The organism is Tateyamaria sp. GN1-10 (assembly GCF_055693845.1).
This window is the reverse complement of record NZ_JBVFUR010000004.1, coordinates 2125041-2138496: the sequence shown is the minus strand read 5'-3', so window position 1 is coordinate 2138496 and position 13456 is coordinate 2125041. Positions and strand designations below refer to the sequence as shown.

Sequence of the window (13456 nt, the reverse complement as noted above, 5' to 3'; positions counted from 1 at the left end):
CAAGACACCTGAGCTAATTTACTCTGCTGCCACCCTGCGCTGTGCCAGCATCGGCTTCAGGTACCGGCCGGTGTGGCTCTCGGCCACCTCCGCCACTTCCTCCGGCGTGCCGGTCGCGACAACCTGACCACCGCCATCGCCGCCCTCAGGTCCAATGTCGATGATATGATCCGCAGTTTTTACGACGTCGAGGTTATGTTCGATCACAACGACCGAATTGCCCTGATCCACCAATTCATGCAGCACTTCCAAAAGCTTGCGCACATCTTCGAAATGCAGCCCTGTGGTCGGCTCATCGAGGATATAGAGCGTCCGGCCCGTCGACCGTTTCGAAAGCTCTTTCGACAACTTCACCCGCTGCGCCTCGCCCCCGGACAGGGTCGTCGCCTGCTGGCCGACCTTGATGTAGCCAAGGCCCACGCGCATCAGCGCATCCATTTTTTCACGGATCGACGGCACGGCCTGGAAAAACGTCTGGGCATCCTCGACCGTCATACCCAGTACATCGGCAATGGACTTGCCCTTAAACTTGATCTCAAGCGTTTCACGGTTATACCGCGCGCCTTTACACGTCTCGCACTCGACATAAACATCCGGCAGGAAGTGCATCTCAATCTTGATGACACCGTCGCCCTGGCACGCCTCGCACCGCCCGCCCTTCACGTTGAAGGAAAAACGCCCCGGCTTGTAGCCGCGGGCCTTGGCCTCGGGCAAACCAGCAAACCAGTCACGAATGGGCGTGAAGGCCCCGGTATAGGTCGCCGGGTTCGAACGTGGGGTGCGCCCGATGGGCCGCTGGTCGATGTCGATCACCTTGTCGAGGTGCTCTAGCCCCTTGATCGTCTCACAGGGCGCAGGTGTCTGGCGCGCACCGTTCAGCGCCATCGATGCCGTCTTGAACAGCGTTTCAATGGTCAGCGTGGACTTGCCGCCACCCGACACGCCCGTCACACAGACAAATTTGCCCAGTGGGAAATCGACGGTCACGTTCTGCAAGTTGTTGCCCGTCGCCTTGACGACAGTGACCTTCTTTTTGCCTTTCTTACCCTTGCGACGCTCGGTCGGCACCGCGATCTCGCGCTTACCGGACAAGTAGTCGCCGGTGATGGACCCGCTGGCGGCCAGCACATCCGGCGTCCCATGCGCCACGACCTGCCCACCATGCACACCGGCGCCGGGGCCGATGTCGAAGACATAATCGGCCTCGCGGATCGCCTCTTCATCATGTTCAACCACGATGACAGTGTTGCCCTGATCCCGTAGGTTCTTGAGCGTACCCAAAAGGCGATCATTGTCGCGCTGGTGCAAGCCAATCGACGGCTCGTCAAGCACATACAGAACGCCGGTCAACCCAGACCCGATCTGCGAGGCCAGGCGAATACGCTGGCTCTCTCCCCCACTCAGCGTGCCACTTGAGCGTGACATCGTAAGATACTCAAGACCAACGTTATTCAGGAACCCAAGCCGCTCGCGAATCTCCTTCAGAATGGCCCGTGCAATCTCGTTGTTCTGGTCTGTCAGATGCTCCGGCACGGTCTGACACCAGTCAAAAGCCTCGCGGATCGACATCTCGACCACCTGCCCCACATGCAGCAGCCGGTCCGGGTCATCACGTGGCCCGATCTTCACCGCCAACGCTTCGGGCCGCAGGCGGAACCCGCCACAATCGCCACAAGGACGGTTGTTCTGGTAGCGCTCGAATTCCTCGCGGATCCAGTTCGAATCCGTCTCGCGATAGCGGCGCTCCATGTTGGGGATCACCCCTTCGAACACCCGCGTCACCTGGTACACGCGGCCACCCTCGTCATAGCGGAACGGAATCTCCTCGTCGCCCGACCCATAGAGGAATACCTGCTTCACATGCGCTGGCAGGTCCTTCCACTTGGTCTGTGGGTCAAACTCGTAGTGGGCCGCAATCGCCTCAATGGTCTGCAAGAAGTACGGCGATTTCCCCTTGCGCCAGGGCGCGAGCGCCCCGTCATAGACCTTCAATGTCTGGTCCGGCACCACCAACCGCTCATCAAAAAACAGCTCGTGCCCCAACCCGTCACAGGACGGGCACGCCCCAAAAGGGGCATTGAAGGAAAACAGGCGCGGCTCGATCTCGGGGATCGTGAAGCCACTGACAGGGCAGGCAAATTTCTCGGAAAAGGTCGTGCGCTCGGGATCACCTTCGCTCGGCGCAGTCTCAAGGATCGCAATACCATCGGCCAAATCCAGTGCCGTGCGCAGTGAATCTGCTAACCGCGTCTCGAGCCCCTCCCGCACCACGATACGGTCCACCACCACGTCAATGTCATGGCGGAATTTCTTGTCCAGCGTCGGCGGCTCGTCCAGTTCATAGAATTCGCCATCGACCTTCACACGCTGGAAACCCTGCTTGCGCAGCTCCAGAAACTCTTTGCGGTACTCGCCTTTGCGGTCGCGGATGATGGGGGCCAACAGATAGGCGCGCGTGCCCTCCTCCATCACCATGATGCGGTCCACCATGTCCTGCACCTGCTGCGCCTCGATGGGCTTGCCAGTGGCAGGCGAATAGGGTGTACCCACGCGGGCAAAGAGCAGACGCATGTAGTCGTAGATTTCAGTCACAGTGCCAACAGTCGATCGAGGATTCTTCGACGTCGTCTTCTGCTCAATCGAAATCGCGGGGCTCAGGCCTGAAATGTGATCGACATCCGGCTTCTGCATCATGTCCAGGAACTGACGCGCGTAAGCCGACAGTGATTCCACGTAGCGGCGCTGCCCCTCGGCATAGATCGTGTCGAAGGCCAGCGATGACTTGCCCGACCCGGAAAGCCCAGTGATCACAACCAGTTGGTCGCGCGGGATATCCACGTCGATGGACTTGAGGTTGTGCTCGCGCGCGCCACGCACCTCGATATTCTTCTGCTCGGCCATATCAGCCCCCCGGATTAACGGTTTGTACATAGGTCAGATGGCCGAAACAGCCAATGAAAAAGTGAGAACATGTCATGAACATGTCGCTTACTGCCGAATGGTGTCAGTACGCCGCCGCGTCGCCATCCACGCATGGACCGCAATCCCGCAACCAAAGACGGCGACGCACGTCCAGACCAACCCCGGAAAGCCAGCTATACCCAGCACGGCCAACAACACGGGCGTGCCCAGCGTGTTGCCCAGATTGCCGGTCTGCGCCAAGCCACCATAGGCTTGGGATTGGTGGGCGGCAGTCCGGTTCAACTGCGGCACAGCGGCAAAGCTCGCCCCCTGCACCAGCCCCAAGGCTCCTGCCAACGCCAGGCACGCAGCGGGCAAGCCCGGCGCGGCCCAAAGCCATAACAGAGACAGGATGCACAGTACAAAGCCAATCTGCACCAGCATGATCGCAGACATGAACCGCATCGCAAAAACGCCCAGCGTCAGGGACACGGCAATCGAGGTCAAAGGCATCGCCCCCATGACCCAAGCCCGCCATTCCTGTGCGATGTAGGGCGGCAAAACTGTCAGGATCGCCAGAAAGCAAAACGTATAGAACAACCAACCGGCCCCCGGTGCCGCAATGCTGGGGGAACGGTAGATGGTCACGTGATCGCGCAAGATGCCCCGCAGGGACAAAGTACCCCTGGCGGCACCTCAAGTGGGCGCAGGAAAACACCAAGGATAACCGCGAACACGGCCAGCCAAATGGAATGAGCAACGAACAGCGCAGGCACACCCATCGCATCCACAAGCGGCAGGCCAAGGGCGACCAAAAGGGTGAAGGCGACGGAAAAGAACGTGCTCCACAGTGTCAGGGTAAAGCCGCGATGCCGCTCGGCACTCAGCTGCGCGATAAGCGTAGGCGCGGCAACAACCATCGCCAGATGCGACACGCCCTCAAGCGCACGGCTCACCAGCATCAAGGGCAAGCTCGGCAAAGTCGCCTGATAAAGTGACAGCGCCGCACCCGCCCAAAGCGCCCACAGCATCGCCCGCCGATACCGGATACGGGCGACGACAAGGCCCGCAACAACACCCAGAAGGATACCAAGCAACCCAACAAGGGACACGGTGAACCCCAGCGCCGCACCCGCGTCGGGATAAACAGCAGGCAGCTTGTCAAAGATCACAGATATCTTGGCATATTGTCCCGCTGCACCCAGCCCCGCCCCCCACAGGGCAAAGACAAGGGGGAATGAAGTGCGGTCGCTCATCTGTCCGGGCTACGCCTGAATGTCAGGGGCTGCAAGGCCACTTTCTGTGCGTCACGCGCGGCGGGCCTGTTTGGAGGTTTCCCTATTCGATTCTGCATCCTCGGAAACCAAAACGGGTGCAGCTGCGTCACCAAATTAAAAGGCCCTGCCCGGCCTAGCCCTACGCCACCGCCACCAGCAGTTTCGGCTCCGAACCGATGCGGTAAGCCAAGCTGATCATGTCACCCGCACGCGGTATTGGCGTGTCATAAAGCACGATGGGCTGGGTCAGACCGGACAAGCCATAGGTCAACTCAATCTCACCAAAGGTTCGGATTCGGGTGACGATGACCAGTGGTGCGTCACATGTCTGGTGATCTGGCACGCGCAGCGGTGGCAAAGCCGCAATGCCATCGGCGAACGCCAATCCCCTTGCCGTCTCTACCGTCAAGGTCATCGCGCGCCCGATCGCCGGTGGTAACGGCACTGGCGTTTCGCCAAACAGTGTTTCCGGGTGGACCTTCACCAAGTCCATGCTGATCTCTTCCGGGACAAGTACGCCATCCGAGGCCAGCAGCGGCGCCAGCGCCCGCGTCATTTGAACCTGAGGTTCGTTTTTTAATGCTGCCTGCATCACCTCTGTGACAATGACGTCAAACGGGCCTTCATCTTCTGCGGCCCACCGGATCGCATCCACCACATGCCGTGCTTCGACCATGTCCTCGGCCCGCAGGGCCGCAAAAACCTGGCGCGACGCAGTGTCGGATTCCGGGTGAATGTCAAGCAAGGTAAACTGCACCTCATCTGCGCTAAAATGCGGGATTTGCAGCACCGCCAGCGAGGCAAAGGGGCCCGTCCCGGCGTACAGAACACGCGCTGGACGGCCCGGGTGGCGTGCCCGCACCTGCTGAATTGCACGTGTCACACCTTCAGCAAAAGCGTATGTGCGCAGATAGTCGCGCAAACACAGGGCAGCACAGAATGGCGACACGGCTCGCCCATCCTGCCCAAGGGTCTCGTCGAACGCTGCGCCCACGGTATCAGTTGCATCTACAGGTGGCTGATCCGTCAAGCTTACAAACAGGTCGTGCAGCCCCCAGGCCGCCTGCAGCCTGTCAGCAGGCCATGCGCCCGTGTCGCGCAACGCGGCATCCAGCCGAACCAGGGTGCCGCGCGGAGTCTGCTCATCTTTTGGCACAGTCGCCAGCGCTACATGTGGATCACACGATCATAGGCATCCAGCACGCTTTCTGTGCATCATCTCCGACAATGTCGGGTGCGGGAAGACGGCATGCATCAGGTCTTCCTCTGTGGTCTCGAGTGCCTGTCCCACGACATACCCCTGGATCAGCTCGGTCACCTCGGCACCGATCATATGCGCGCCCAGCAACTCGCCCGTTTTGGCATCGAACACGGTCTTGATCATGCCCTCTGGCTCGCCCAGGGCAATCGCCTTGCCGTTGCCGATGAACGGGAACTTCCCGACCTTCAGTGTATAGCCAGCCTCTTTGGCCGCCGCCTCGGTCAGACCAACAGACGCCACCTGTGGGTGGCAGTAGGTACATCCGGCAATGGAGTTGGGTTTGATCGGATGAACATCGTTCTTGCCGGCGATCAGTTCGGCCACCATGACGCCCTCATGTGACGCCTTGTGTGCCAACCACGGCGCGCCAGCAATGTCGCCGATGGCATAAATTCCCTCGACACCGGTCCGGCAGTATTCATCTGTCACAACATGGGTGCGATCCACCTTCACGCCCAGCTTTTCAAGGTTCAGCCCTTCGACATTCCCGACAATACCAACGGCGGAAATCACTGTGTCGAAATCATGTTTCTCAACCTTACCACCCACCTCGATATGGGCCGTCACCTTACCCTTCGCGCGATCAAGCTGCTTGACCATCGCCTTTTGCATGATCTTCATGCCCTGCTTTTCGAACGCCTTCTTGGCAAAGGCCGAAATCTCGGCATCTTCGACGGGCAGCACACGATCCATGACTTCCACCACGGTCGTGTCAGCACCGAGCGTGTTGTAGAAACTGGCAAATTCGATACCGATCGCGCCAGAGCCAATGACCAGCAGCTTTTTCGGCATCCGCTTCGGCGTCAGCGCCGCCCGGTAGGTCCAGACAAGATCGCCATCCGCTTCCAACCCAGGCAATTCGCGCGCCCGCGCGCCAGTGGCAAGGATGATGCTCTTCGCCGTCAGCTCCTCGGTGCCCTTGTCGGTCTTGACGCTGACCTTACCCTTGGACGGGATCGTCCCCTCGCCCATGATGACGGTCACCTTGTTCTTCTTCAGCAGATGTTGGACGCCGCCGGACAACTGACCAGCCACCTTGCGGGAGCGTTCAACAACAGCGGGCAGATCATAGTCCACACCGGTCGCCTTCAGGCCAAACTCCTTGGCGCGGTGCATTAAGTGGAACACTTCCGAACTGCGCAACATCGCCTTGGTCGGGATGCAGCCCCAGTTCAAGCAGATGCCGCCAAGACTCTCGCGCTCCACCACGCAGGTACTCAGCCCCAGTTGCGCCGCACGAATGGCTGCCACATACCCGCCTGGGCCAGATCCGATCACCACCACATCAAAGGATTTCGCCGCCATTTCAATGCCCTCGCCAAACGCTGCGCCAGATTTAGTTTACCGTTAAACTATTTCTAAACACTTCACAACGAAAGCATGGCGCGACAAAACGCCTGACGCAAGGGAAGCCCCGCGCCAGTGAGTAATTTAAACAGAAAAAGTTTGTCAGGCAGCCTTGTCGGCCTGCATGCCCCGCAGAACGGCACCATAACCGCCTGCGTCCAGATGTGCCTTTTCCGCTGCGGTCGTGGCCCGTCTCAGAACCGCATTGCGGTGCGGAAAGCGGCCAAATTCGCGGATCACTTCGCGATGCGCCCGGGCATGTAGCAGAAACTCGTCATCCTTCATCCGCTCACAGATCAGGCGCACGGCTCGATCCTGGTCACACAGGTTTTCCGAATGCTCAAGCGGCATGTAAAAGAACTGGCGCGCAGGCAGATCAATCCGCATGTCCCAGCCTTTCGCGATCGCGGATTTGGCCGCGGCAAGGGCCGCCTTGTCCGTGGAAAAGGCTGCTGCATCATCGCGAAACATATTGCGTGGGAACTGGTCTGTCAGAATGATATAGGCCAGCGCCCCCGACGGATATGTCAACCAAAGCGCAAACTTGCCTTCCGTCGCCGCCTTCCACGCGCCGCCAAAACGGTCGCGTATTTTTTGATCGAATGCAGCGTCAGATTTAAACCAATCATCCGGCGTGCACTCATCCAACCAGAAACTCAATACTTCGTCCGGACCAACCATGGTTTGTCTCCCGCTTCCCATGCCCCGTACTCAAATGGTTACATAAGTTTTCCACAGACCCCAATCACGAAATACGACAGGTGCGACACATTGCGTGTTAGGATGCCGCTTGTGCGTCATCTTCTGCCTCCAAATCAGCCTCGATGGCGTATTCTTGCGCGAATTCCATGCCAACCGGCGTCGTGGTGGCTTGGGACATCACAACATACGAACCCGTTTCTTCGACGGGAACCGCAGCCCGTTGCGTTCTCCGGTAGGCTGCATAGGAAACCAACGCGGCAAACAGCACACCAGTGAACATATAAAAACCCGATGGCCCCACGCTTTCCATCAGCGCACCAACAATCAGCGGACCAAAGACAGCACCCAGACCGTTGATGAACACCAACCCACCGGAGGCGGCCGCCATATCATCGTGATCAAGAAAGTCATTCGTGTGGGCCAAGAGCAGGGAATAAAGCGGGTTTGACATGCCGCCCACGACAAAAGCCGATACCAGAAGCATGGCAAAACTACCGCCCAGAAGCAGACCAAGGACCGAGCCACCACCCCCGATGGCAGCGACGATCAGGATCAATGCCCGGCGATCCATCCGGTCCGAAATCCAGCCAATGGGATATTGCAAAAGCATCGCCCCGACAAAGAAGGTCGACACAAAGGCCGAAATCTGCGCGACCGACAGCCCTACTTGCGTGCCGTAAACCGCCGACATCCCGAATTGCGCAGCAAAGACTCCGCCCAGCAGGAACATGCCCACGCAGCCCAAGGGCGAGGTCGCGACAAGCGCCCGCAGCGACATAGGCTTCGTTGTCTCAAAGGCCGGTACCGGACTGATCGACAACAGGATGGGCGTAATCGCCAGCGACACCAGCACCGACGGAATAACAAACAGGACAAAGCCCGAGGGATCGGCGGTCAGCAGCAAATACTGGCTGACCACAATGCCGAATGTCTGCACGATCATGTACAAAGACAGAGCCTTGCCCCGGTTCGAATTGTCGGCCGCATCGTTCAGCCAGCTTTCCGCCGTGACATAGACGGCAGAAAAGCAAAAACCGATAACAACGCGCCCGATGGTCCATGCCCACGGATCCGCAAAGGTTGGGTACAGGATCATTACCGCCGAAATCAGCGATGCGAGTGCCGCAAAGACGCGCACATGGCCCACCCGCTGGATCATCCTTGGGGCCAGACGGCTGCCACCCAGAAATCCAAGGAAGTAAGCCGACATGACAATCGACATCTGGGCGGTCGAAAATCCCTCGATCTCCCCCCGAATACCAAGCAACGTGCCTTGCATCCCGTTGCCCACCATCAAAAGCCCCATGCCAAACAGCAGGGCCCAGGCGCTTGTCAGAACTTGGAACATGATGCGGAACTCCTTGAAGGGGTGAAATCACCCTGCCCTGCATTTGCCGACCGTGTCGCAGATATGTGCGACCAGTGTGTGTCGGTTTCCGGTGTCACGTTTGCGGCAACAAAAGCGACGCATCCCCATACGAAAAGAACCGGTACTCCGATTTCACGGCGTGGTCATAGATGGCGCGAATGCGATCTCGCCCCATTAGGGCTGACACAAGCATCATCAATGTTGATTTGGGCAGGTGGAAGTTGGTCATCAATCCGTCCGCCACGCCAAAGCTGAAACCGGGATAGATGAAGATATCTGTTTCCCCTTCCCAGGGCGCGATGCCGCCATCCCGCGCCATCGTCTCGATCAAACGCAGGGCCGTGGTGCCAACGGGAATCACCCGGGCACCGCGCGCCTTGGCTGCCGCTATGTCCCGCGCGGCCCGGGCCGACACCTGCCCCCATTCGGCGTGCATCTTGTGCTTGGTGACATCCTCCACCTTGACGGGTAGGAACGTGCCCGCCCCCACATGCAGCGTGACATGGGTTGTTTCGACGCCATGCGCGGCAAGCGCCTGCATCAGCGCATCGTCGAAATGCAACGATGCCGTGGGTGCAGCTACAGCACCGCTGTGCTTGGCCCAGATCGTCTGGTAGTCGGTCTTGTCCTGCGCATCCGCTGGGCGCTTGGCGGCAATGTAGGGTGGCAGCGGCATCGCACCGGCGTCGGCCAACGCTGCATCAAAATCCGCGCCCGTCAGGTTGAACCTCAAATGCCCCTGCCCGTCGGCGCTGCCTTCAAGCGTGGCCGACAGATCATCGGAAAAGCGGATCACCTCGCCCGGCTTCACCTTCTTCAACGGTTTGACCAAAGCCGACCATGTGCCGTCAGCGCGGGGTTCCAGCAGGGTCGCCTCGATCCGTGCTTCGGTCAGGCCTTGCGCACTTTGCCGTGCGCGGGTGCCGAACAGGCGCGCCGGGATCACGCGCGTGTCGTTCAGAACCAGCAAGTCACCCGGGCGCAACCACGACAAAAGGTCCGTGACCACCTGATCGTGGATCGAGTCCCCATCGGCCACCAACAACCGCGCCGATGACCGCGGTGATGCGGGGCGGGTCGCAATCAGCGCCTCGGGCAGATCAAAATCGAAATCATCCAGTTTCATGCGCGCCACGTAGCGACGCAATCACCGATCATCAATGCGTTTTTGCCGTTCAATCCGTCTTTGTTCGGCACGGCTGGGTCCTGTGTCCTCGGGCACAAAGGCCTCCGGTACGACCGGCGCCACCTGCTCCCCTTCGACCCGGGGAACATCCGGCGCCGGGGCGCGGAAAATCTCGCGGAACACGCCGGGCGTCAGCGCCGACAGCGGATTGACCTGCACGCGCGGGTTCGCCGCCGGGCCGCGCAAACGGTAGTTGAAACCGATCAAACCCTCGCCGCGCCGGGGGGTAAAGATGCCGCCGATCCCATTGATCAGAAACAGGGGCGAGATCACGCCCTGCATGTTCAGACGCCCCCCCGCCACATCATAAACACCATCCATGGACAGCCCCATCGATGGCCCCGTGGCACTGGCCTGTGTCAGTGTCATCGTGGATGGGGTCAGGCGGAAAGAGGCATCGACATTCTGAAAGTGAATGCCGCTGCCGCTCATCTGCTCCAACAGGCCGACAACACTAAGCGCATTCAAAAGAGCGGCAATGGCCGGCGCATCCTGCACCCGCGTTTCCTTGACACTCAACGTGCCGTCAAAGGCCGCATCGCCTACAGGCAACAGGGTCAGGGACAAGGACCCGCCGCGCGCCTGTTTCAAAATACCGGCCGAGGCCGCCACACCACCCGCATCGTCCGACGTGATGCGGATCGCACTGCGACCGTTCTGCGGCAGCACCTGGCCCCGGATCGGCGTTCGGCCATTCACACGGGCACGAAACTCGCCATCCAACCCGCGCGCCATGTTGAAATCACCCGTCACGCGATCAAGCGCGATGGTGTCGGTGATCTGCAATCGATCCAAGGTCAGGCTCAACGGCCCGCCCCCCTGCTGCCCGCCGGTGCCCGCACCCGAACCACCAAAATCCGCCGCGCGCAGATCCAGCACGCCGCCACGCACCTCGACCGCCGGCGCAGCCCCAGAACCACGGCCCCACAGATCCACCGGGCCATTCATCCAGTTACCGACACGAACAGAGCTGAAACTCGCCCGCTCCAGCCCCCCGCCCGGAATGAACGTGATCCCCCCTCCGCCTGCAAGCCCGGCGCATCCAGCGCAATCCGATCCACGCGCGGCAACGGCCCAAGTTGCCCGGCCAGGGTCAGGGACGCAGCGGTTGACGCAGGCTTCGACCACCCCAGCGGCGGCGATGACAGGCGCACCCCCCGCAGGTTGGTCGACAAAGCAAAGGAGGGGACACCGTCGCCCGCCGGCAGGTCAATGGTGATGTCACCGGTCCCCCGGCCCGTCACCAATCCGGGCGGAAGGCCCAGTTCAAACGCATCAATCGTCCGCTCTGACAGCTCGATTGTGCCCGTGACCTGGCTCGGTTGCGGCGATCCCTGCCCCAATGGCTGCGCCCAGCGCGCTTCAAACGGCACTCCATCCAACGTTCCGGGGCCCGACACCTCAACCCTGTTTTGCGAGGCGATGACCCGCAACGTGTCAGCCGCCAGACGTCGCCCTTCGATCAGGGTGGTGCTCAACACATCCCGGGCGGTGCCGGTCGCATCATACTCAACATCCTGGGGCTTCAGCCCCTTCTTCATGGCAAAGGCCAGCGTACCGGCGGCCTGCAAACGCCCATCCGCCAGTGTCGGAGACAACCCCGCGCGCTCCATCACGCTCAGCGGTGGCAAATCCAACAGCGACAGGCCCGCCGTCACTGTCCCGTCTGTTTCCAACCGGACGACGGCAGGCACACCCTCACGCGCACGCACATCGGGAATGATGAAGGACGACCCGCTGACATCGATACGGCCACCACGCGGTGACGCGACAAAGCCCTGATCAACGGCAACCACAAAACGGCCATCCAGCAGGCTGGCGCTCCCCCTCGCCTGCTCAACCGGGGGCATCGTCTTGAGATAACGCACACGGGCATCTTCATAAGCGAACCCGGCATAGGCGACCGTCGGACTGCCGGGCGTGTCTCGCAGCGCAACATCAATGTCGCGCATGAACCCATCTTGCAGGTTCTCCAGCACCCATTTGCGAGCCTTGGGCGCATAGCGATCCGGCCAGATCTCAAGCAGACGTTCAGGCATCATGCCCGCCACCTGCGCATCCAACTCATAGCTCCACCCATCCGTGGCAGCCAACAATGCGCCCTGCGCAATCAGGTTTTGCCCATGGTCCTGAAACAAAGCCTGTCCGATATCCAGCCGAAAGGGATCAAGGCGCAAACGGAAATCCAGCTGCGCCGCTTGCATCTCGATCGGTTCAGGATACAGGTTATCCGGATTTGCACTTAACGACGTGGCCCGAAACTGGCCGACAAGATCATCAAGACCGCCCTGATCGTCCAACCCCAAGACCGCCTGACCGTCGATCTGCGCCGTGATCCACGCGCTTTCGACCGACAGTTCGTCGAAAGTCAGAACGGTGTCGCCGGGATCATAGCTGAAGTAACTGCGCGCCGACTGGAACGGCACCGGTCGTGTCGCGTCGGTTGGTTGAATAACACCCGCGCCGATATTCAGCGACACATTTAGCGGGGCCAGCACGCCATCCGCGCCCACGCCGCCACGCACCGCACCCGATATCGGGGCACGCACCACGTCAAGCCATTCAAAGGCCGGTGCGAGAACTGCAATGTCTCCGGCATCCACATCGCTGACCAAGACACCAAAGGTGGCCGATGACTGCCCGACCTGACCCTCGTAATTGGCCTCCAGCGTCGCCACGTCCTCGCCACCGCTCAGCAAGGCAAGGTCCGACGTAATGCGCACCGCCTCGCCGTCGCGCGCCAATCGCATCCGACCACCGTCAACCGTCCACGCGCGGGAGGATCTGACATCCTCGACCCGCAGGGTCAGCGCCTGAATGTCGCCCGAGGTCAGGGCAGACAGTCCTGGCAAGGTCAGCAGTTCATCAACGCTTTCGATCAGCAAGGCCAGGTTGGCCGCCCGTTGTGTTGGCCCGGTCAGATCCAGACCGCCGGACAGAATGACCGATCCATCAATCTCACGCCGCATGCTGGCAAAGACGCCCGACACACTGATGTCCGTGGGGCGAAACTCTCCCCGCGCCAGACCGGTCACGGATAAACCAATCCGCATTTCGGAAAAGCCCACAATCTCAACACCAGCGGTGTTCAGCACTTGCACATTGCTCATGCGGACCCGTGGCTTGCTGCTGTCCTCGACAACAAGATCGAGCGCATCAAAGCGCAGCGACGCCGCGCCCAACGCTTGTCCTGCCCGCACCTCGATCCGGTCGCGCAACCAATCCGGTGCCGCAACCGGTCGCCCGATCAGCACATAGATGGCGGTGCCCAGAATGACGGCAAAGAAAAGACTGAAAAACAGGCTCCCCAGCCCAAGGCGACGCCACAGGCTTTTTTCCGCCGCGCGGGCGGTTCAGGAGTCGGGTCTTCACTGCTCATGTCTTTATTCTTGTCCGCCCAGCCCTATCATGCC

General features: G+C 60.4%; 9 protein-coding genes and 1 pseudogene. All 10 read right to left on the bottom strand.

Annotated features, from left to right (window positions below):
• Positions 1 to 18 precede the first annotated feature (18 nt).
• The 10 genes and pseudogenes from uvrA to ACZ1HN_RS12365 all read right to left on the bottom strand — a co-directional run bounded on the left by uvrA (position 19) and on the right by ACZ1HN_RS12365 (position 13297).
• The gene (gene uvrA / locus ACZ1HN_RS12410; RefSeq protein WP_472727723.1) at positions 19 to 2901 is read right to left on the bottom strand and encodes an excinuclease ABC subunit UvrA; all 2883 of its coding nucleotides are present in this window, start codon (positions 2899 to 2901) and stop codon (positions 19 to 21) included.
• A gap of 87 nt (positions 2902 to 2988) precedes the next feature.
• Positions 2989 to 3549 (bottom strand): hypothetical protein, encoded by a 561-nt coding sequence (locus ACZ1HN_RS12405; protein ID WP_472727722.1) that lies wholly within the window; start codon positions 3547 to 3549, stop codon positions 2989 to 2991.
• On the bottom strand, positions 3546 to 4157 hold the full coding sequence (locus ACZ1HN_RS12400) for an MFS transporter (RefSeq protein ID WP_472727721.1): 612 nt from the start codon (positions 4155 to 4157) through the stop codon (positions 3546 to 3548). Before ACZ1HN_RS12400 ends, ACZ1HN_RS12405 begins: the two co-directional genes overlap by 4 nt.
• Positions 4158 to 4317: 160 nt before the next feature.
• Positions 4318 to 5334: an SAM-dependent methyltransferase gene (locus tag ACZ1HN_RS12395; protein ID WP_472727720.1), complete on the bottom strand. Its 1017-nt coding sequence runs from the start codon at positions 5332 to 5334 to the stop codon at positions 4318 to 4320.
• Between the two features lie 11 nt (positions 5335 to 5345).
• Positions 5346 to 6744 (bottom strand): annotated as a pseudogene (gene lpdA, locus ACZ1HN_RS12390) (dihydrolipoyl dehydrogenase).
• Positions 6745 to 6888: 144 nt separating this feature from the next.
• Entirely contained in the window at positions 6889 to 7467 is a 579-nt protein-coding gene (locus ACZ1HN_RS12385; protein ID WP_299603053.1) for a DUF924 family protein, read from the bottom strand.
• Between the two features lie 97 nt (positions 7468 to 7564).
• Entirely contained in the window at positions 7565 to 8836 is a 1272-nt protein-coding gene (locus tag ACZ1HN_RS12380; RefSeq protein WP_299703028.1) for an MFS transporter, read from the bottom strand.
• A gap of 94 nt (positions 8837 to 8930) precedes the next feature.
• Positions 8931 to 9983, bottom strand: a complete 1053-nt coding sequence (gene queA, locus ACZ1HN_RS12375) for a tRNA preQ1(34) S-adenosylmethionine ribosyltransferase-isomerase QueA (RefSeq protein WP_472727719.1) — start codon at positions 9981 to 9983, stop codon at positions 8931 to 8933.
• 21 nt (positions 9984 to 10004) lie between these two features.
• Positions 10005 to 10991 carry a hypothetical protein gene (locus ACZ1HN_RS12370; RefSeq protein WP_472727718.1) on the bottom strand — a complete coding sequence of 329 codons (987 nt, stop codon included), beginning with the start codon at positions 10989 to 10991 and terminating at the stop codon, positions 10005 to 10007.
• On the bottom strand, positions 10988 to 13297 hold the full coding sequence (locus tag ACZ1HN_RS12365) for a hypothetical protein (RefSeq protein WP_472727717.1): 2310 nt from the start codon (positions 13295 to 13297) through the stop codon (positions 10988 to 10990). The genes ACZ1HN_RS12370 and ACZ1HN_RS12365 overlap by 4 nt, the downstream gene beginning before the upstream one ends.
• Between the last annotated feature and the right edge of the window lie 159 nt (positions 13298 to 13456).